A 20747-nucleotide genomic window follows, 5' to 3' on the forward strand; every position below is an offset into this window, starting at 1 on the left:
TTTGGGCATTACCGCGAGCAGTAGTCCCAGAAGCCCTGTGTTCGAGACGGGTCGGTGTAGTACCAGCACATGCCCGCTGCCGGTGCCGGTCCCGCCCAGGCGGCTGCGCTCGCCGCGCTGACGAACCCGATCGCTGCGCCGGCCGCGACCGCGCCCCCGACCGGCCAGCCGTACCAGCCGGGCCGCGCCCAACCTCCCGGCCGCGGTCCGACCCAGCGCGTGCCGCCGCCGTGCCAGCCGGGGCGAACGCCCGGCCCCACCACCGTCCGGCTCCGGTAAGCTACCGCACCGCCGCGTGGTCCGACGGCAACGCCGCCCCGGCGCGCGACAGCGCGCACCTGCACAACGTTACCGCTGCCTTCCTGCTGTGTGATGATCGGCAGTGAAGCGGAAGAGCCGATGCTGACCGCCGACGCCGGGCCTGCTTGCGCGACAATCGCGGCTGCTCCAACGAGCGCCAGACGGAAAATCCTGTTGAAGATCGGAGCCTTATGATCTCGGTGACCGAACGTCGTCCATGATTGCATCGTGCCTGAGTGCATTGTCGCGCCCTTCCATTTTTCTGTGCTGCACTTTTCGGCAGCGTTGATCCGTCAGGTCTTCTTCCCTTTCTCCTCCGTTGCCAATCCATGTGCACACTTGCATGCACAGTGCTCTCCATCGTGCCTCGTTCCACTGGACGTTGTCACGAGCGAATTCTGCTGTCAGTTCAAACGATAGCGAAACGCACTATACAAGTGATGTGCACTTTGTGCCAATCTCAACCCCGAGGCGTGCAGGCTTAACGAAAGATGCTCCAATTCGATCAATCCGATCCGGTCGGCCTTATTGCTTTCTCGGAAAAACAAGCGAAAATCCGCACGTTTGCAAATCCGCATCACGATCTCGCCATGCGAATCAAACCAATTTAGGCACATTGTCGCGGGGCACACTTTTTGTACCGACTTGCACCGACTTCAAGCATTTGGTTTTAGTAGATTAATCGCGCTGCAGTTGTGAACGTGGATATGGGCCAACACCTGACGGTTAGCACCGGCGAGCTTGACGGCTTCGAGGGTCTTTACGATGCCGTCAAAGGCTCGCATGTCGATGTCATGCAGCTTGAGCGCGGCAAGTTGCGCGGCACATTGTCTCACGTCGGGATCGGTGATTTTTCGCTCAGCATCGGCGCATTCAATGTCGGGGTCCGCACCCAGCGCATCTCGACCGATCCCAAGCTGATCATCGGGATGCTGCTGAACGCGACCGACCGTGTCACGCATTGGGCGTTCGACATGCAGCCGGCCGATGTGCTGGTGATTCCGCCGTCGGTCGAGCATGACGGGGTCTTTCACAGCGCTTCGTCCTACGCGGCCATCCGCTTCGACCTCGCCGATCTGCCCGACATATTCGGCGGCGAGCCGCGGCTCGCCGACGCCGAAACCTGGCAGGCGAAGAACCACTTTCGCGCCGACCCCACGATCGGCATGGGCGCGGCGGACAAACTGCCGCGGATCGTCGCGCACCTCGCGCGCTATCCGGACGCCTTGACGGACGCGTCGGCCGACTTCTGGAGGCGCGCGATCGTCGACTGCGTGACCGCGACGGTCGTGACATCGCTGCCGCCCGACGGAACGAGCTATCTGCCGTCGGCGATGCGCTTGGTGCGCCATGTCGAGGACTATCTGCACGCCGCGGGCACGCGCCCGGTCCACGTCTCGGAAATCTGCACCGAGCTTCGGCTGTCGCGACGCAGCCTGCACCGCGCCTTCCACGAGGTGTTCGGGGTCGGCCCGGTGACTTTCCTGCGCTACAAGCGGCTCTGCATGATCCGTTCGATCCTGCGCGAAAGCACCCCGGACCAGACCACCGTCTCCAAGGTTGCGATCGAACAGGGCTTCATCGAACTCGGGCGCTTCTCGCAATATTACCGCGCGATGTTCGGGGAGTATCCGTCGCAGACGCTTGGCTACGCCGGGTAGAGCGTTTTCGAGCGAAGTGGATACCGGTTCGCGTGAAGAAAACGCGTCAAAATGAGAATCTAGAGCCCCGTTCCGATTCAATCGGAACGGGGCTCTAGCGCGATCCAGCCGCTGCGCGCGCAAGCTCATTTCGATCGCCCCGGATCGCCATTGCCCGACAGCACCTGCGCGGCGCCGCCGATGCCGCGGCGGAAGGCTTCATCGAAGGTGACGCCGCGAAACTGCCATTTGTAATCCTTGCCGTGCCAGGCCATCCGCCATTGCGTGGCCCAGCCGAGATCCTTGTCGTCCCAGACCAGCCGACCGAGCAGGGTGGCCTCGCCGCCTTGCGGCGCGACGATCGAACTCAGCTTCGCCGGCGCCGTCTTCAACAGTTCGGCAGCGGTGAGGTTGGCGCTCGTCAAGTCGGTTGTCTCAGGCAGCACGAAGCGCATGCCGCGCTTGCCGGCCGCAGCCGCAAGCGCGTCGCGTTGCAGGTCGGACTGCGTCCCGTCGGATGTGACAATGTAATCCTTCGGGCCGTGCTGCATCTCGGCGAAGACGCCGAGCACCGGTCGCTGCGACCGCCACGGCTTGAGACCGAGCCTGGCGAGAATGCCGTCGATCTTCTTCTCGTCGAAATTCACCGTCAGGTCGTAGGGCCGGTCGCGGGTGCCCTGCTCGTCATGATGCGGCTTGCCGGCATATTGATCGTGATAGTCGAAACTGCTGACGAACGCCTTGGCCTTCGATTTGTACGCGGCAAGCCGGTGGTCGCCTGCCAGCATTGGCTGACCGGAAACCTTGATCAGGACGTCCTCCAGACACGCCCCGAAGCCTACGATGCGGTTCGGCTCGCCCTGGCCGGTGACGACGGTTTGCGCGCGGTAGAGGCTGTCGTCTGCTGCGGCCATCGCACCACCGCAAGCGATCCATGCAGCGGCAAGCAGCACGCGAACCGCGCCGCGTGCGAGCGTGGCGAGCAGATCGCGCTTCGTCTCAAGCAAGGCAGCCATGGTCACCTCCGCTCGGTCACTTCATTGACGGCTCAGATTGGCGGTATTTCCCGGTCGCGCGCCAGCGCGTTCGGGCATGGGCGCCATTCCATCAATCCCACTGCGCGCTATGGCCACGCGCGGCAGGCCTGACATATGCTCAGCGCATGCGTGGCAGCGCCGCGAGCGCAGCCCAAGACAAGAGCACCGAGCAGGAGACGTTCCGTGAAATGCTATGAGTTGCAAGGCCCCGGCGGCGTCGACGCGCTGGCGCTGGTCGACAAGCCGGTTCCGCAAGCCGGCCCGGGCGAGGTCCTGGTGCGGCTGAAGGCGGCGACGCTGAACTATCGCGACCTGCTCACGGTCAAGGGCGGTTACGGCTCGCGCCAGAAATTTCCGCTGGTGCCAGTCTCCGACGGCGCCGGCGTGGTCGAGGCGGTCGGCGCCAGCGTCAGGACCTTCGCACCCGGCGATCGCGTGATCGGCAGCTTCTTCGAAAGCTGGCTCGCCGGCGAGCCGAGCGAGGCGCGGATGCGCGCGGCGCTCGGCGGCAGCGTCGACGGTGTGCTGACCGAGTACCGGGTCTTCCCCGCGCATGCGCTGGTGCGCACGCCGGATCATCTGAATGATATCGAGGCCGCGGCACTGCCATGCGCCGGCCTCACGGCGTGGAGCGCGGTGGTCAAGCTCGGCGACCTCAAGCCGGGGCAGACGGTGCTGACCCAGGGCACCGGCGGCGTCTCGCTGTTCGCGCTGCAATTCGCCAAGATGTGCGGCGCCCGCGTCATCGCGACATCCTCCAGCGACGCCAAAATCGCGCGGCTGAAGCAGCTCGGCGCCGATGTCACGCTTAACTACAAGTCCACGCCCGATTGGGGCAAGAAGGCGCGCGAACTCACCGGACGCGGTGTCGATCTCGTCGTCGAGGTCGGCGGCGTCGGCACGCTGAACGAGTCGATCCGCGCCACCAGGATCGGCGGCACCATCGCCTTCATCGGCGTGCTCGCAGGTCCCGCCGCGTCCGACACGCGGCTGCCGCTGATGGTGATGCAGCAGCAGCGGCTGCAAGGCGTCACCGTCGGCTCAATCGAGGATCTGCAGGCGCTGTGCGACGGCATCAGCCTGCACGGCGTCAAGCCTGTCATCGACAAAGTGTTCGCGTTCGACCAGGCCAAGGCAGCGTTCGCCCACATGGCGAGTGGCGCGCATTTCGGCAAGATCGCGATTGCGATCGGCTAGCACGCCCACGATCAAGGCCTGGAGCATCCTGAGATTGCGCCGAACAGCGACGGCGCTGCGCTCCCTCGCCCCGTTCTTACGGGGAGAGGGTTGGGTGAGGGGCTGCCTCCGCATATGTCTGGTGATAGCTGTATTCGCGGAGACTCCCCCTCACCCGGAACGCATCGAACGATGCGTTCCGACCTCTCCCCGCACGCGGGGCGAGGTGAAGCGGAGCTCGCCGCTCGATTTAGGTAAGCTCATCCCGCTCTAGCGTCCCGTGAACTGAGCCTTGCGTTTCTCGACGAAGGCCTGGCGGCCTTCCTTCGCGTCGGCGCTCTCGCGGATCACCTGCTGGAGCTCGATCTCACGCCGAAACTGATCGGCGTAGCTGGCGTGCTCGCTCTCCTCGAGGAGCTGCCGCGTCGCGACCAGCGCGCGCGTCGGTCCGTCCGCGAGACGACCGGCGAGCGCCTTCGCCTCGTCGAGCAGTTTGGCATCGTCGACCACGTCGCGCACCAACCCCCACTCCTTGGCCCGCTCGGCCGGCAGCGGCTCGTTCAGCAGCATCAGGTCGAGCGCGCGCTGGCGGCCGATCAGGCGCGGCAACAGCCAGGTCGAGCCGAGATCCGGCACCAGGCCGATCCGGCTGAACACCTGGATGAAGCTCGCCGAGCGCGCCGCCAGGATGATGTCGCCGGACATCGCGAGGCTGAAGCCACCGCCGGCCGCGACGCCGTTGACCGCGACCACCACCGGCACGCGGCATTCGCGCAAGGCCTGCATCGCCGGCCAATAATGCCTCATCACGCCGGTGTAGATGTTGTCGCCGAGCGACTGGAACGCCTTGAGGTTCTGCCCGGAGCAGAAGCCGCGTCCCTCCCCGGTCAGGACCAGCGCGCGGATGTCCGGATCGAGGCTCATCTCGCCGACGGCGCGCGCGAGATCGCCGAGCAGTTCCGGCGTCATGGCGTTCAGGCTCGCGGGATCGTTGAGCGTCAGGATGCCGACCTTGCCGTCCCGTTCACGCTTCACACCAGTCATTTTCCGCTCCCTGAAATTGGTTCTTGTTGTTGCACTGACAGTGCCATGCTTGGCATGCTACGCCAACGTGTCCCACCCGCAACAAGAACAGCGAAAGCAACGCCATGTCCGACCAGTTCTCCAACTCGCAAGTGATCCGCAAGCCGGCCGTCAGCGCCAAGGGCGGCATCGTCGCCGCACAGTCGCGCCGGGCGGCCGAGGTCGGCGCGGAGGTATTGGCTGCGGGCGGCGATTGCGTCGACGCCGTGATCGCAACCACCTTCGCGCTTGGCGTCGTTGAGCCCTGGATGAGCGGCGCCGGCGGCGGCGGCGCGATGGTGCTCTATCGCGCCAAGGAGAACCGCGTCGAGGTGATCGACTACGGCATGCGCGCGCCCGACGGCCTGCGCATCGAGGATTATCCGCTGACCGGCGGCGCGGCCTCCGACCTGTTCCCCTGGGCGCGGGTCAAGGACGACCGCAACCTGCACGGCCCCGGCTCGATCGCTGTGCCCGGAGTCGTTGCCGGCATGGAGGAAGCGCATCGTCGCCACGCCAAAATGCCGTGGAAGGACCTGCTGGCGCCGAGCGTCAAGCTCGCCGGCGAGGGCCTTCTGGTCGATTGGTGGACCACCGCGATGATCGCAAGCTCCGCCGCCGATCTGCGGCGCTATCCCGCCAGCGCGGTGGCGTATCTGCAGGATGGCCTGCCGCCGAATGCGCAATGGGGCATCAGGTCGGTGGTCCGCATGCCGCAGGACAGGCTGAAGGCCACGATGGCGCAGCTCGCCGCGGCCGGCCCGCGCGATTTCTACGAGGGCGATCTGGCGCGCAGCATCGCCGACGACATCCAGGCCGCCGGCGGCGCGCTGTCGGTGCGCGACCTCGCCGCCTTCCGTGCCCATCTGCGCGAGCCGTTGAAAATTCCCTATCGCGGCGGCACGGTCTATGCGACGCCGGAGCTGACCGCGGGTCCGACCATGGCGCGCACGCTCGGCCTTTTGCAAAAGGCGCTGGCGCCCGCGCAGGGCGGTCCGGATGCGGCGGCCTACGCAGCCTATGCCGAGGCGCTGCAAGCCGCCTATCGCGAGCGGCTGAAGGACATGGGCGACGTCGACGGCCGCCGCGCGCTCGGCGCCGAAGCAATCGCGCCAAGCTGCACCACGCATTTCTCCGCGGTCGACCGCGACGGCAACATGGCCGCGGTGACGCAGACGCTGCTGTCGACCTTCGGCTCCAAATTCGTGACGCCGAACACCGGGCTGACCATGAACAACGGCATCATGTGGTTCGATCCGACGCAAGGCAATCCGAACTCGCTCGCGCCCGGCAAGCGCTGCCTGACCAACTACACGCCGGTCGTGGCGCAGGCCGCCGACGGCCGCACGCTTGCCGCCGGCGCATCGGGCGGCCGCCGCATCCTGCCGGCCGTGTCGCAACTGCTCTCCTTCGTGATGGATTTCGGCATGGATCTCGACGCCGCGATCCACCAGCCCCGGATCGACGCCAGCGAAGGCGCCGTGGTGATCGGCGACAAGCGCCTGCCCGCGAGCGTGCGCGAGGCGCTGCGCGGCCGCTTCGACTTCGAGGAAGCCCGCATCCAGACCCTGCCGATGAAGTTCGCCTGCCCGAGCGTCGTGCTGCGCGACGGCGCCACCAACAGCGGCGTCACCGAGCCGTTCCAGCCCTGGGGCGATGCGGTCGCGGAGGGGTGAGTTATACGCACGACTCCTTCTCCACCGTCGTCCCGGCGCAGGCCGGGACCCATACGCCGCAGCGAGAATTGTGGATCGCGCTCGTCGTTCCAGCATCGCGAAACAACGACCATCGGTGGTTATGGGTCCCGGCCTTCGCCGGGACGACAGTGAATGTGTTGCACGACCTGTGAGTCACACGCTCGCATTCTCGCGACACGATCTGCAAAAGGTCGGGCCACTCAGTGATTTGCCACTTTTCGCCACCCGCGCCCGCGGACATTGCATGACCCGAACGGGCTGATACATTTGGACCGACAACAATTGCGGTGACCGGCTTGAGTGAAGCAAGCACAAACGTGCCGCCCGGCGCGCGACTTCTTGGACGCGAGTGGCTGGGCTTCGACGGTGAAATCGCCACAGTCCGCTTCGAGGCGCAACCCTTGTTCACCAACCGCCATGGAATGATCCAGGGCGGTTTCCTTGCCGCGATGCTGGATTCAGCCACCGGTCTCGGCGCCCTCGCAGCGCTGCCCGCAACGCGGACCGTCGTGACGAGGACCCTCACCACGCGGTTTCTCAAACCGGCGCGCGTCGGCCCGATCACGGCCAAGGCGAAGGTCATCTTGCAGACCGACCGCGACATCATCGTCGAAGCCGATCTGATCGACGCCAGCGATGTGACGGTCGCCAGCGCCACGGCCGAGTTGCGGATTCTGGACAAGCGATAGTCCGCAGCCCGATCAGCAATCCCTACATCGCGCCAGCAGGGTGACTTCGTTCAGTCCGTAGCCGTCGACGGTCTCGACGGTGCAGCCAAGCTCGCGTTCGCAATAATCGATCCACGCCTCGGGGCTGGTGCAATAGAGCTGCACCGGCGACGCATCGGCGGCCGCCGTGCCTTCCGTCCCGCCGGTAACGAAGTTGACGCTGAAGCCGCGCAGGCTGGCGCGGCGCAGGTCGGCCAGCATCCCGGCGACAAATGCCTCCCAGGATCGGCGGCAGCCGCCGACATCGACATTCATGATGCCGCTCGCGACCGAATAGGTCGCGCGACGCAGGCCGCCCTTGCCGACCTTGAAGCGGCGCCCCGGCGCCGAGAAACGGCGGCGCGCGCGGCTGATCATGGCGAGCGACAGGTCGATCCCGAGATAGTCGATCTCCGCTTGCGGATGGCGCCTTGCGAGATAGGCGCACAGCGCGCCGTATCCGCAGCCGATGTCGTTCAGGCTGAACGGTGCGGAGAAGTCGCAGAGCTTCAGCAACTGGACGAAGCGCAGGTCCTGGGTGGCCTGGCAGGACCAGTCCACTCCGCGCGGGGTGGCGCCGTATTTGGCGACCCGCGCACTGTAGTAGGATTCGACATCGGCATAGAGGTCGGAGAACCGCGCCCGGTCGCCTTCGGCGCCGAAACCCGCGGTCTCCGCTGCGATGCTCACGTCTTGCTCATTTCTTGGCTTTGGCCCGCCGCTGCTTCGCCATCGCGGCAAGCTCCTTGCGGGCGACCTGGCTTGGCTTGGTCGGGATCGACAGAACCCGATACGACTGGGTCGAGTAGATCAGCGGCGTATGGCCATCGGCTGCAAACGTCACCTTCGGATTTTCCTTCATGGCGTGAACGCTAACGAGCACCGGCAGATACGGACCCTGCGTGAGCGCCTGCCGGAACGCCTGGACCACCCGCTTGTATCCGCTCACATTGGGCTGATCGGAAGGATAGTCCTTCAGCGTGCCGAGGAAAGTATACCAGCGCTTCCGCTCGACCCGGTCGGCCGGCTCGATCCCGATCAGCCGGAACGACTGTTCGAGGGGATGATTGGGAGAGAAGATGTCGAACTCCTTTTGCAGCTCCACCATCTCCATGATCCCGCCGGGACCAAACCGCTTGTTCAGCAGATCAAGGACATCGCGCGTCGTATCGTCTTGAATCATCCGTCCCATTAAAACCCCCTCAGTACCTTGTTTCCCGAAATGAAAAATCGTCGCGTCTAGCGTCGCTCAAGATGCAATCGAAGCTGATCGAGTTGTGGTGTGAAATAGACTGCCCCCGAGACATCGAGCAGATTCTGAGCGCCGCCGACAATCTCGTCAAGCTCCTCATGTGACGTGCTGCCCAAGGCGCAAATGATCAGGCCGCGCAGCACGGTCGCGTGCAGTTCGGCGACGCGATCGGTCCTTCGCCGCGCGACCATCAGCGCCTCGTCCACAGCTTGCAGGGCCGCATGGTGGTCGGCGGCGCGATAGAGCGCCTCGGCCAGATCCGCCAGCATGCGCGCCTCGAATTCGAGGCCGGCTCGCGCAGAGCGCGCAAAGTCGATCGCTTCCTGAAGCTGGGCGGCGGCAACCTTGAAATCGCCCGCGGCGCCGCTGGCGAGGCCGGCGCTGGCGAGCGCCGCGACCCGCAGATAGGGCGTGCCGGACTGCTCGGCCAATTCGGCGATCCTCGCCGCATGCGGCTTGGCGAGTTCCGGCCGGCCGCGGCTCCAGCCCATCTCCACCATCGCAAAATGCGGAATGAACTGCACGACGGCGGCGAAGCGCTCCGGCTCGGCCCGCAGCACCTCGGCGATCCGCCGTTCGGCTTCGTCGAACCGGCCGAGCCGCACCAGAATTCTGGTGCCGAGACACCTGATCCAGTGCTCGACGTCGAAGCCGAGAATCTGGTTCGGGTTGAGGCCGAGTGTGACGTTGTTGTGAAAACCGCCCTGCTCGGCAATCGCGGCAACCGCCACCTGCCCGGCGTCGAGCGCCTCGGCAAGACGACCCGACAGGAAGAACGCCTGGCTCAGCATCGCATTGACCGTCGCAAACCGTCCGACGTCCCCGGTGCCGGAAGTGAGCTTCAAGGCGTCCTGCACGAGATTGACATAGTCGTCGGCGGCCGCGGTCGCGGCCAGGATCCTGCCGTAGGCGCCGAGAAGGATCGGCTCGTGCACCGGGTCCGCCGCGCGTGCGTATTTGATCGCCTCTTCGGCGTAGGGCTTGACCTCTTCGGCGGACATCCCCTCACGCCAGCCGAAGTTGAGGATCTGGCCGCTCGACATCGCCCGCAGCCGGTCGACATATTCGGACGGGGGCTGGTCCTGCAGCAGGGCGCGAACCTTTTTCCAGCTTTTCATTGCCTCGGCGGAGTTGGTCTTGCCGATCCAGCGCGCCGCACGCTGCAAATGGGTGACCGCCTCCAGCGGCTGGCCCGCGGCCTCGTAGTGATAGGCGAGCAGCCCGGCAAACTCGTCGAGCTTGCCCCAGTCGAAGCCCTCGATGGCCTTGGCGACAGTCGCATGCAGCGTGGTCAGCCGCGACCGCAACTGGGTTGCGTAGGCGACCTCCTGGATCAATGGATGGCGAAACGCCAGCAGTCCCTTGTCGTAGGGCGGCAGGTCGTACAGCAGTTCAGCCTGGCGCAGCTGCGCGATGGCGTTCTGCAAATCGTCGTTCGGCAACGCCGCGACCGGACGCAGCACCGACATCGCGACCAGCCGGCCGATCACGGCCGCCGTCTCCAGCACCTGCTTGGCGATATCCTCGAGGTGATCGATGCGGGCGGCCACGACGGCCTGCACCGTCGCGGGCAGCGGCACCGCATCGACGCCATGCTTGAGCCGGTAGTTGCCGCGTTCGCCCTCGACATTGCCGCGCTCCACGACGGTGTTGGCAAGCTCCTCGATGAAGAACGGATTGCCCTGCGCGCGTTCGATGACGTTGCTGCTCAGCGAGGCGAGCGAGGGATGCCTGCCGAAATGCTCGCGGAGCAGCTCGTTCGAATCGGACCACGGCAGCGGCGGGATTGCGATCTGACGGTAGTGCGACCGCTGCATGAAAGGTGCCGTGAAGCCCGGCCTGAAATTGACCACCAGCAACGTCGCGGTGCCGACGATGGCATCGACCAGCGTCTCGACGAACTCTTCGCTCGCGGCGTCGATCCAGTGCAGGTCCTCGATCATGACGACCGCCGGCGTGTCGCCGGGGCGCGCATGCACCAAGGTTCGAACGAGATCGAGCAGTTGCAGCCGCAGCGCGCGCGGATCGAGCTTCGGGGCCGGATACGCCGGATCAGCCAATCCGAGGAATTCGAGCAGCACCAGCAGTTCCTGCTCCGATGCGGCCATCTCGGCGAAGCGGTCGATGACGCGACGCCGGGATGTCTCGATCGGCTCCTTGGCGCGGATGCCGAAGATGTCGCGCAACAGCTCGAGCACGGGCTGGAACGGTGTTGCGCGGCCATGCGCCAGCACGCGGGCCTCGTAGACGCGAATGCCCTTGCGGCGGCAGTTTTCGGCGAACTCGAAGCAGAGCCGGCTCTTGCCGATGCCGGCGTCGCCGACCATGCCGACGACCCGGCCGTCGCCGCCAACTGCACGCGACAGCTCATGCTCCAACGCCGCCATCTGCTCGGTCCGGTTGACCATCGAGGTCAGGCGGCGGCCGCTGCGGAAAACGTCGCTGGCGGGCGCGCTGAGCAGCCCGGTCAGCCGAAAGACCTCCACCGGCATGGAGATGCCGCGAATGGTCTGCATGCCGAGCGGCATGACCTCGACGAATTGCCTGGCGCCGAGATAGGTGTCCCGCGTGATGAGGATCGCCCCCTCATCGGCCATCTGCTCCATCCGGTTGGCGATATGGACGTTGGCGCCGGCGGCGTCGTAGGTCTGATAGATTGTGTTTTCCACCGTTTGAACGACGACTTCGCCGGTGTGCAGCCCGACCCGGATCTGCATGCCGGGATCGGCGAGCCTGGCCACCGAATCCTGCATGGCGAGCGCGGCGAGACAGCCGCGGACCGCATGATCTTCATGCGGGCGCGGCGGCGCGCCGAACAGCGCCATGACGCCGTCACCCTGGATCTTGTTGACGATGCCGTCGTAGCGGTGGACCGCTTCCTTCATCAGGTCGAGCACCGGCTCGAGGCGCCGCATGCCGAGTTCGGGATCGCCGAGGCTGTCGATCAGATTGGTCGAGTTGCGGATATCGGCAAACAGCAGAGTGAGGTTCTTGCGTTCGCCGCCCTTGGTGCTGAGCGAACGCAGCAGCCGCTGCGAGGGCGCGTCGGGACGGACGCTGCCCGCGGCGAGCGCGGTGCCGCAGCGGCCGCAGAAGCGGCTGGAGGGCCCGTTCACATGCTGACAGGAGTCACATTTGAGGCCTAATGGCGCACCGCAATCTTCACAATAATCGTTGCCAGCCCGGTTCGCGCGGCCGCATCGCTCGCACTGCATGAACAGCCTTTCAGTAAAGACTGCGAATATATCCGACGCGCGAGATTAGCCCAGCACATTCTGTAATTGTGTTAAATGCCTCACACACCGAGGTAGTCCCGCACCCGGCCGGTCAGCACGGCCGTGGTGACGCCGACCCGCCAGAAGGCGTGCATCGGGATCGGCTTGATACCGGTCACGGGCATGTCGATCTCGGCCTTGGGGCCGCCGATCAGCCGGCGCGCCAGCTGTGCGCCCATCGCGGTCGAGAGCGCGACGCCGCGGCCGTTGCAGCCGAGCGAGATCAGCAAATTCTCCGCGGGCTCATGGACATGCGGGTAGTGATCGGCGGTGATGGCAAGACGGCTGTTCCAGCCGTGGGTCCAGCTGACGCCCTTGAGCTGCGGCCATAGCCGCTCGGCGTAGCGGATCAGATAGGCGACGTCGGTCGGCTTGCTGATCCAGCGCATCGGGCCGCGGCCGCCCATCAAGAGCCGATTGTGCTGGTCGACGCGGTAATAGACCGTGATGTGGCCGCTTTCGTAGAGCACCGGCCGGGTCGGCATGATCGCGCGCGCGATCGCCTCGGACAGCGGTGCGGTCGCCGCGATCGACGAGAACACCGGCACGATGCTGCGGCGAAGCGCCGGCCAGAGATCATCGGTAAAGCCGTTGGTCGCGAGCAGCACCTTGTCGGCGAGCACGACGGCGCGCGGCGTCTCGATCCGCCAGCGGCCGCCGTCGCGGCGCAGCCGCAGCGCCGGGGTCTCGCCATGGACGGCGACGCCGGCCCCGATCGCGGCGCGCGCAAGCCCGCGGGCATAGCTCAGCGGATGCAGGTCGCCGCCGCGCGCATCCAGCATGGCGCAGAGGTAACGGTCGCTGCCGGTCATCTGGCGCATCTCGGCGGCGTCGAGCAGCTTCACCGGCATGCCACGCCGGATGCACTGCTTTGCGGTGGTCGCGATCGCCGCTGCGCTGGCCTCGTTGTAGGCGGCGCGCAGCGTGCCGTTCTGCCTGGCCTCGCAGGGGATCTGGTAGCGGCGGATCAAATCGTGCGTGAAGTTGGTGGTGCCGTAGGAGAATTCGATCATGCGGCGGCCGAGATCGGCGCCGAAATCCTGCTCGATCTGGTCCGGATCGTGCTTCAGTCCGGGATTGGTCTGCCCGCCATTGTTGCCGGAGGCACCCCAGCCCGGCTCCTGCGCTTCGAGCACGGTCGCCAGCACGCCCTGCTCGGCGAGGTGCAGCGCGGTCGACAGGCCGGTGAAGCCGCCGCCGATGATCGCGACCGGTACGCTCTTGTCCGCTGTGAGCTGAGGCGTCGGCGTCGCCTGCACCGCGGTGTCGGCATAGAGGCTCGGTGGCAGCGGCAGGCGAATAGGCGCGTTCATTGCAGGTGACCTGATCACAGCGGATGCAGCACGCGGCGCAGGAAATCCTGGGTGCGCGGGTGCTGGGGTTGGTTGAGGACGGATTTGGCGGCGCCCTGCTCGACGATGACGCCGCCGTCGATGAACAGCACGCGGTCGGCGACGTCGCGGGCAAAGCCCATCTCGTGGGTGACGACGACCATGGTCATGCCGTCGTCGGCGAGCTTGCGCATCACCGACAGCACCTCGCCGACCAGCTCCGGATCGAGCGCGGAGGTCGGCTCGTCGAACAGGATCGCCTTCGGCTGCATCGCCAGCGCCCGCGCGATCGCGACGCGCTGCTGCTGACCGCCGGAGAGTTTTGGCGGATGCACCTCCGCCTTGTCGGCGAGCCCGACCTGCGCGAGCAGCGCGCGGCCGCGGGCGATCGCCTGCTCACGCGGCTCCTTCTTCACATAAAGCGGCCCCTCGATGACGTTCTCGAGCGCGGTGCGATGCGGGAACAAATTGAAGCGCTGGAACACCATCGAAACCTGGGTGCGGATCGCCACGATCGAGCGGTCATTGCTGTCGACGCGCGCACCCTCGACGCTGATCTCGCCGCGATCGTAGCTCTCGAGCCCGTTGATGCAGCGCAGGATGGTCGACTTGCCGGAGCCGGACGGGCCGATGATGCAGACCACCTCGCTCCTGGCGACGGAGGCGGTGATGCCCTTCAGCACCTCGACCTTGCCAAAACTCTTGTGGACGTCGCGGAGCTCGATCATTTGCGGTTCGCCTTGTTCTCGAAGTGCCGAACCAGCAGGATGAGCGGAATGCTCATGGTGAGGTACATCAGCGCCACCAGTGTGAACACGCTGGTGTTCTTGAAGGTCGAGGAGGCGATCAGCTTGCCCTGCAGCGCCAGCTCGGCCACCGTGATGGTGGACGCCTGCGAGGAATCCTTCAGCATCATGATCATGATGTTGCCGTAGGGCGGCAAAATGATCCTGACCGCCTGCGGCAGCACCACGCGGCGCATGGTGAGCCACCAGCCCATCCCGATGGTCTGCGCCGCCTCGATCTGTCCCTTGTCGATCGCCTCGATGCCGGCGCGGAAATTTTCCGCCTGATAGGCCGAATAGGCGATGCCGAGCCCGATGATCGCGGCCTGCAGCGCCGACAGCGCGATGCCGAAATCGGGCATCACGAAATAGATGTAGAACAGCAGCACGATGATCGGGATGCCGCGGATCACGTTGATCAACGAGGCGCTGAGCCCGACCAGGACGCCGATGCCGGACACCCGCATCAAGGCCCACACCAGCCCGAGCACGGTCGAAAGGACGAGCGAGCCGACGGTGACGACGATGGTCAGCCAGACACCCTGCAGCAGGATCGGCACGAACTCGACGGCGTCATGAAAGAATTTTTGCATCGGCTCAAACGTATCCAGTCCCGACACTATTCGAACGTTACCTCCGTCATCCTGAGGAGCGGCGTCTTCGCCGCGTCTCGAAGGATGTACGGCCCGGCTGGTGGCCGTCGACCCTTCGAGGCTCGCTTCGCTCGTACCTCAGGGTGACGGATCACTTCGGGACATGAATACTCACGATGCGTTGGCCTTCTGGCCCCACTTTTCTAAGATCTTGGCGATCGTGCCGTTCGCCTTCAGCTTGGCCAGCGAGGCGTTGATCTTCGCGAGCAGCTCGGTGTCGCTCTTGCGGACGCCGATCGCGACCGTGCCGACGGTGACTGGCTTGTAACCGTCGACCAGCCGAACGTCGGCGAAATTGCCCTGCTGCAGATTGTAGGCGAGGATCGGATAATCGGCGAAGCCGGCCTTGAGACGGCCCGCATTCACGTCGCGCAGGATGTCGGGAATGGTGTCGTAGACCTTGACCTCGCTGAACAGCCCGGTCTTCTTCAGCGCGTCGACAAAGGCAGTACCGACCTGGGCGCCGACCACGGTGCCCTTCAGATCCTCCTGCGAGGCATAGGCCTTGGTGTCGGCCTTCGGCACCACCAAACCTTCACCGTAGGTGTAGACCGGCTCGGAGAAGTCGATCACCTCCTTGCGCGCGGCGGTGGCGAACATCGCGGCCGCAATGATGTCGATCTTGTTCGCGGTCAGCGAGGGAATCAGCGCCGAGAACTGCATCGGCTCGATCTGCACGGTAAAGCCGGCGTCCTTGCCGATCTCGGTGGCGAGATCGACCATGATGCCCTGGATCGAGTTGGACTTGGTGTCGAGGAAGGTGAAGGGAATGCCGGTCGGGGTCGAGCCGACCTTCAGCACCTGCTGCGCCCCTGACGGCGCGATCAAGGCAAGGGCAAGCGCCGCCACCGCGGCCTGGACGAGACGCTGAAACGACATCGCAACACCTCCCGAAGCTGGCCTTGGCGCCGCATCGCCCGCGCGTTTCGGGCTTTTGGTTGCGGTCGACGCCGTTCCGGCCTATTTTCACCAATATGAAATTGTGGTCACGAAACCGCGGCCAATGCAAGCGGTTTTCATGCACATGAAGGAAGCGGACTGACGTGAGCGGCGGCAAGAGAATGCGTAAAGGCGCGGCAGCGAAGCCCGCAACGGCACGCCGCGCGGCCAAGAAACCGGCCAGGAAACCGGCCGGCAAGCCGGCGGAGCCGGCGATGGATCTCGCGGTCGGACGCCGCATCCGCGACCTGCGCCGCAGCAAGGAAATGTCGCTGGAGGTGGTCGCCGCGCGCACCGATTTGTCGATCGGCTTCATCAGCCAGATCGAGCGCGGCCTGTCGTCGCCCTCGCTGCGCGTGCTGGCGACATTGGCCGACGTACTCGGCGTCGGCATCGCCGCGCTGTTCGGCGCGACGCCCAGGGATGACGGCGCCGGCGGCATCGTGACCCGCGAGGTGCAGCGCGCCGAGCTGAAGCTGTGGCGCACGGGAATTTCAAAGCAGCTGCTGAGCCCGGCCGGCAGCGAGAGCCGGCTCAACCTGTTCCTGGTGCATCTCGAGCCCGGCGGCAACACCGGCGACGAGTTCTATACCCATGACGGCGAAGAGGCCGGCCTCGTGCTCCAGGGCGAGATGACGCTGACGGTGGACACGGAGACCTGGACTCTGAAGCAAGGCGACAGCTTCAGATTCGCGAGCCGGAGGCCGCACCGGTTCTCCAATCCCGCGCGCGATGCGAAGGCCGTGGTGCTGTGGGTGAACTGCGTGACGGCGGCGGGGTGACGGCCCCACTCTCTCCGCCGTCGTCCCGGCGAAAACCATCCAGCGTCGTCCCGACCTAGTGCGCAATTGCGCACGGGGGCCGGGACCCATTACCACCAATCTTGATTGTCGAAGGGGAAGCGGCCCCAGCGTCCTGCCATAACTCACATTCGTGGTTATGGGTCCCGGCTTTCGCCGGGACGACACCTGTTATTACAGCCCTCACGTCAAGCCGCATCACTTCAACCCCATCACCACTTCCTCGATCTTGATCGGGAAATTCCGCACGCGGATGCCGGTGGCGTGGAAGACGGCGTTAGCGACGGCGCCGGCGCTGCCGGTGATGCCGATCTCGCCGACGCCCTTGATGCCGAGCGGGTTCACATGGGGATCGTGCTCGTCGACCGTGATCACCTCCATCGGCGGCACGTCGGCATTCACGGGCACATGATACTCGGCAAGGTTCGCATTCAGGATGCGGCCGGACCGCTTGTCCATCACCGCCTCCTCGTGCAGCGCGAACGAGAGGCCCCAGATCATGCCGCCGCGCAGCTGGCTCTGCACCATCAACGGATTGATGATGCGCCCTGCGGCGAACGCGCCGACCAGCCGCGTGGCGCGGATCTGGCCGAGCTCCGGATCGACCTTCACCTCAGCAAAGACAGCGCCATGCGCGTGCATCGCATATTGCGATTGCGCCGCCGGATCGGCCGCACCCGTGCCGGAGGCCTCGACCTCGGCAACGCCAGCGCGCGCCAAGATCTCGGCGTAGCTTTCGCTGCGCGCGTCATCGTCGCGGCGATGGAGCCGCCCAGCCCGCGCCACCACGCCGGCATTGCCGGCGCCGAACAGCGGCGAGCGCTCATCGGAGGTCGCAAGCTCGGCGAGTTTTGCGATCACCGCCGCACCGGCATTGTGGATCGCGGCACCGACCGTTGCGGTGTGCGCGGAGCCGCCGGCGATGCCGGCATCCGGCAGGTCCGACGTGCCCGACAGGAACGAGATCTGCTCGAGATCGAGCGCGAGCGCATCGGCCGAGATTTGCGTGAGCGCGGTCCAGGCGCCCTGCCCCATGTCATGCGCGCCGCTCTCCATCACGCCGCGTCCGTCGGCGCGGATTACGGCGCGGGCATTGCCCTGGAACATCAGCGCCGGGAAGGTCGCGGTGCCCATGCCCCAGCCGACCAGAAAGCCGTTCTCGTCGCGCATCTGCCGCGGCTGCAGCGGACGCCGCGCCCAGCCGAAACGTTCGGCGGCCTTGGCGTAGCACTGCCGCAGCGCCTTGGAGGAAAACGGCTTGCCGGTGGTCGGCTCGACCTCGGCATAATTCTTCAGCCGGAATTCCAGGGGATCGATGCCGCAGGCGAACGCCGCCTCGTCGATCGCGCTTTCCAGCGCGATCGATCCGGTAGCCTCGCCCGGCGCGCGCATGAACAGCGGCGTGCCGGTGTCGACGCGCACCGCCTCATGCGCGGTGCGGATCGCCGGGCTGGCATAGAGCGTGTGCGAGGCGTCCGCCGCCGGCTCATAGAAATCGTCGAAGCTCGACGTCGTGACGCGCGCCTCGTGATCGAGCGCGGTCAGCAGGCCGTCGTCACCGGTGCCGATCCGGATGCGCTGGCGGGTCTGCGGACGATGGCCGACCGGGCCGTACATCTGGCTCCGCCGCAGCACCAGCTTAACCGGACGCCCGACAAGCTTCGCCGCCATGATGCCAAGCACCTGCGGCCCGGAGACCAGGCCCTTGGAGCCGAAGCCGCCGCCCAGGAACGGGCTGTTGATGTGGATGTTGCCGGGCGGAACGCCGAACAGGCCGCCGATCCGCATCTGCGCCATCGCCATGCCCTGGCTCGGCGTGTCGAGGAACAGGCGGTCGCCGTCCCACACCGCGACGATCGCGTGCGGCTCCATCGCGTTGTGGTACTGCGCGGGCGTGTCGTAAGTTGCGTCGATCCGCTTCGACGCAGCGGCAAGGCCAGCATCGATATCGCCGTGCCGGACTTCGGCGGGATTACCGATGCCGACCACCGGCGGCGCGTAGGCTTCGCCGGCGTCGAGACCGACACGCGCGATCTCGACCTGATAGCGCGGCGACAGCAGCGCGGCGCCTTCGGTGGCGGCCTCCAGCGTCTCGGCGATCACGACCGCGATCGCCTGGTTGGCGTAGCGCACCTCGTCGCTCTGCAAGAGCTCCATGCGGAAGGCGAACGGATTGCCCTTGGCGTCGGGGTCTTCGGCGAGCTCCGGCTTGTGCGCCGGCGTCATCACGTCGATGACGCCGGGGTGGCGCTTGGCGGCGGCGACGTCGAGCGCGGTGACGCGGCCGCGCGCGATGCAGCTGGTCGCGATCACGGCATAGACCATGCCGGGCGGATGATTGTCGGCGGCATAGCGGGCCTTGCCGGTCACCTTCAGCGTGCCGTCGGTGCGGGTCAGCGGCTGGCCGATATTCGAGCCGTGCCTGAGATGGGCAGGGTCGCGGGTCAGATTGAGTTCAGCCGTCATGCGTTACGCTCCTGCAACGGATGAGAAGGGAGAGCCCGGCAGCGCGGGAATGCGATCCGGCGTGCCTGCAGCAGCAAGGGTGAGCGCGCGCACGACGATGCGCTGCGCGAGCTCGATCTTGAAGGCGTTGTCGCCGGACGGTTTTGCGCCCGCGAGCGCGGCGCGCGCCGCCTCGCGATAGGTCGCCGCATCCGGCGCGGCGCCCGCGAGCACCTGCTCGGCCTCGCGCGCTCGCCACGGCTTTGCCGCGACGCCGCCGAGCGCCAGCCGCGCCTCGCGGATCTTTCCATCCTCGATGCGCAAGCCGGCCGCGGTCGAGACCACCGCGAACGCGTAGGACGTGCGCTCGCGCACCTTGATGTAGCGGGCATGCCCGGAGAAGCCTTGCGCTTCGGCCGGTAGCCGCAGCGCGACGATCAGGTCGCCGCGCTCCAGCGCGGTCTCGCGCTCCGGCGTCTCGGCCGGCAGACGGTGCAGCGCCTCGAGCGGCAGCTCGCGCCGGCCGGTCTTGCCCTCGATCTCGACGACGGCGTCGAACGCGACCAGCGGCACGCAGAAATCCGACGGATGGGTTGCGATGCAGCCCTCGCTCCAGCCGAGCACCGCGTGCAGGCGGTTCTCGCCCTTCAGCGCGTCGCAGCCGGCGCCCGGCCAGCGCCGGTTGCAGGCGCTGCCGGCGTCGTAGAAATAGGCGCAGCGTGTCCGCTGCATCAGGTTGCCGCCGACGGTCGCGGCATTGCGCAGCTGGGCCGACGCGCCCGACAGCAACGCCTCGGCGACCGCCGGATAGTCGCGCGCAAACTCCGCGTCATGCGCGAGATCGGCATTGCGCACCAGCGCGCCGATCCGCAAGCCGCCGTCGGCCAGATGCTCGATGCGGTCGAGCCCCGGCAGACGCGTGACGTCGACGAGAAGGCTCGGCCGGCTGACGCCGCCCTTCATCAGGTCGAGCAGATTGGTGCCGGAGGCGAGATAGCTCGCGCCCTTCTCGGATGCCGCCGCGATCGCGTCCGCGACGCTGGCCGGCCTGACATAATCGAAGTTCATCATGCGGAGCGCCTCTGCTTGGTCGCGTTGATGTCGGCCTGCGCCTCGAGCACGGCCTCGGTGATTCCTTGATAGGCCCCGCAGCGGCACAGATTGCCGCTCATACATTCGCGCACGCGCTCCGGATCGTCGCCGGCCTGGCCTTCCTGGATCAGGCCGATGCCGCTCATGATCTGGCCCGGCGTGCAGAAGCCGCACTGGAAGCCGTCATGGGCGATGAAGGCGGCCTGCACCGGATGCAGCTGGTCGCCGCGCGCGACGCCTTCGATGGTTGTGATCTCGGCGCCGTCATGGCTGACGGCAAGCGCGAGGCAGGAATTGATGCGGCGGCCGTCGACCAGGACGGTGCACGCGCCGCACTGGCCGCGGTCGCATCCCTTCTTGGTACCGGTGAGGTCGAGCCGCTCGCGCAACAGGTCGAGCAGGGTTACGCGGGGGTCGTCGAGGGCAATTTCCCGGCGGACACCGTTGATAGTGAGGCTGAGTGGGAGATTCATGCAGGGCTCCGATCCGTGTATGGTCGGTTTGAATCGAGGCAACGGAAGCCCGTGGCCGCCGATGCAGGATCGGCGCGCCTTGT

General features: G+C 66.3%; 18 protein-coding genes. 5 read left to right on the forward strand and 13 right to left on the reverse strand.

Annotated elements, in window-relative coordinates:
• Positions 1-8: 8 nt before the first annotated feature.
• The gene (locus ACVMIH_RS18255; RefSeq protein WP_244558638.1) at positions 9-260 is read right to left on the reverse strand and encodes a hypothetical protein; all 252 of its coding nucleotides are present in this window, start codon (positions 258-260) and stop codon (positions 9-11) included.
• 747 nt (positions 261-1007) lie between these two features.
• On the opposite strand from ACVMIH_RS18255, the gene ACVMIH_RS18260 reads away from it, so the two are divergent.
• Complete coding sequence (locus ACVMIH_RS18260) at positions 1008-1961, forward strand: AraC family transcriptional regulator (RefSeq protein WP_057021062.1); 954 nt, start codon at positions 1008-1010, stop codon at positions 1959-1961.
• A gap of 125 nt (positions 1962-2086) precedes the next feature.
• Here ACVMIH_RS18260 and ACVMIH_RS18265 read toward each other — a convergent pair whose 3' ends face one another.
• On the reverse strand, positions 2087-2956 hold the full coding sequence (locus ACVMIH_RS18265) for a DUF2066 domain-containing protein (protein WP_456862815.1): 870 nt from the start codon (positions 2954-2956) through the stop codon (positions 2087-2089).
• A gap of 204 nt (positions 2957-3160) precedes the next feature.
• On the opposite strand from ACVMIH_RS18265, the gene ACVMIH_RS18270 reads away from it, so the two are divergent.
• Entirely contained in the window at positions 3161-4174 is a 1014-nt protein-coding gene (locus ACVMIH_RS18270) for a zinc-dependent alcohol dehydrogenase family protein (RefSeq protein WP_456862818.1), read from the forward strand.
• Positions 4175-4423: 249 nt separating this feature from the next.
• On the opposite strand, the gene ACVMIH_RS18275 is transcribed toward ACVMIH_RS18270, so the two are convergent.
• Complete coding sequence (locus tag ACVMIH_RS18275; protein ID WP_026193208.1) at positions 4424-5197, reverse strand: enoyl-CoA hydratase-related protein; 774 nt, start codon at positions 5195-5197, stop codon at positions 4424-4426.
• A gap of 104 nt (positions 5198-5301) precedes the next feature.
• Between ACVMIH_RS18275 and ACVMIH_RS18280 the strand changes: the two genes are divergently transcribed.
• On the forward strand, positions 5302-6891 hold the full coding sequence (locus ACVMIH_RS18280; protein ID WP_057015164.1) for a gamma-glutamyltransferase: 1590 nt from the start codon (positions 5302-5304) through the stop codon (positions 6889-6891).
• A gap of 338 nt (positions 6892-7229) precedes the next feature.
• Entirely contained in the window at positions 7230-7601 is a 372-nt protein-coding gene (locus ACVMIH_RS18285; RefSeq protein WP_456862822.1) for a PaaI family thioesterase, read from the forward strand.
• Between the two features lie 12 nt (positions 7602-7613).
• On the opposite strand, the gene ACVMIH_RS18290 is transcribed toward ACVMIH_RS18285, so the two are convergent.
• The 7 genes from ACVMIH_RS18290 to ACVMIH_RS18320 all read right to left on the reverse strand — a co-directional run bounded on the left by ACVMIH_RS18290 (position 7614) and on the right by ACVMIH_RS18320 (position 15794).
• A complete protein-coding gene (locus ACVMIH_RS18290) occupies positions 7614-8309 on the reverse strand; it encodes a class I SAM-dependent methyltransferase (protein ID WP_253625712.1) in 696 nt (231 codons plus the stop codon).
• 7 nt (positions 8310-8316) lie between these two features.
• Complete coding sequence (locus ACVMIH_RS18295; protein WP_057015167.1) at positions 8317-8811, reverse strand: hypothetical protein; 495 nt, start codon at positions 8809-8811, stop codon at positions 8317-8319.
• A 47-nt stretch (positions 8812-8858) separates the two neighbouring features.
• Positions 8859-12086: an adenylate/guanylate cyclase domain-containing protein gene (locus ACVMIH_RS18300; protein WP_076823719.1), complete on the reverse strand. Its 3228-nt coding sequence runs from the start codon at positions 12084-12086 to the stop codon at positions 8859-8861.
• An 80-nt stretch (positions 12087-12166) separates the two neighbouring features.
• Positions 12167-13459, reverse strand: coding sequence for an NAD(P)/FAD-dependent oxidoreductase (locus ACVMIH_RS18305; RefSeq protein ID WP_057015169.1), 1293 nt, complete (start codon positions 13457-13459; stop codon positions 12167-12169).
• Positions 13460-13473: 14 nt separating this feature from the next.
• Positions 13474-14205 carry an amino acid ABC transporter ATP-binding protein gene (locus tag ACVMIH_RS18310; RefSeq protein WP_038378946.1) on the reverse strand — a complete coding sequence of 244 codons (732 nt, stop codon included), beginning with the start codon at positions 14203-14205 and terminating at the stop codon, positions 13474-13476.
• Complete coding sequence (locus tag ACVMIH_RS18315) at positions 14202-14855, reverse strand: amino acid ABC transporter permease (RefSeq protein ID WP_057015170.1); 654 nt, start codon at positions 14853-14855, stop codon at positions 14202-14204. Before ACVMIH_RS18315 ends, ACVMIH_RS18310 begins: the two co-directional genes overlap by 4 nt.
• A gap of 171 nt (positions 14856-15026) precedes the next feature.
• Positions 15027-15794 (reverse strand): ABC transporter substrate-binding protein, encoded by a 768-nt coding sequence (locus ACVMIH_RS18320; RefSeq protein ID WP_057015171.1) that lies wholly within the window; start codon positions 15792-15794, stop codon positions 15027-15029.
• A gap of 182 nt (positions 15795-15976) precedes the next feature.
• Between ACVMIH_RS18320 and ACVMIH_RS18325 the strand changes: the two genes are divergently transcribed.
• The gene (locus ACVMIH_RS18325; RefSeq protein ID WP_057015194.1) at positions 15977-16636 is read left to right on the forward strand and encodes a cupin domain-containing protein; all 660 of its coding nucleotides are present in this window, start codon (positions 15977-15979) and stop codon (positions 16634-16636) included.
• A gap of 216 nt (positions 16637-16852) precedes the next feature.
• Here the strand turns inward: ACVMIH_RS18325 and ACVMIH_RS18330 are convergent, their stop codons facing one another.
• The 3 genes from ACVMIH_RS18330 to ACVMIH_RS18340 are packed head-to-tail and all read right to left on the reverse strand — an operon-like array spanning position 16853 to position 20664.
• Complete coding sequence (locus ACVMIH_RS18330) at positions 16853-19120, reverse strand: xanthine dehydrogenase family protein molybdopterin-binding subunit (protein ID WP_057015172.1); 2268 nt, start codon at positions 19118-19120, stop codon at positions 16853-16855.
• Positions 19121-19123: 3 nt separating this feature from the next.
• Positions 19124-20170: an FAD binding domain-containing protein gene (locus ACVMIH_RS18335; RefSeq protein ID WP_057015173.1), complete on the reverse strand. Its 1047-nt coding sequence runs from the start codon at positions 20168-20170 to the stop codon at positions 19124-19126.
• A complete protein-coding gene (locus ACVMIH_RS18340; RefSeq protein WP_057015174.1) occupies positions 20167-20664 on the reverse strand; it encodes a (2Fe-2S)-binding protein in 498 nt (165 codons plus the stop codon). The genes ACVMIH_RS18335 and ACVMIH_RS18340 overlap by 4 nt, the downstream gene beginning before the upstream one ends.
• Positions 20665-20747 lie beyond the last annotated feature (83 nt).

This window comes from Bradyrhizobium sp. USDA 4503, assembly GCF_054055815.1.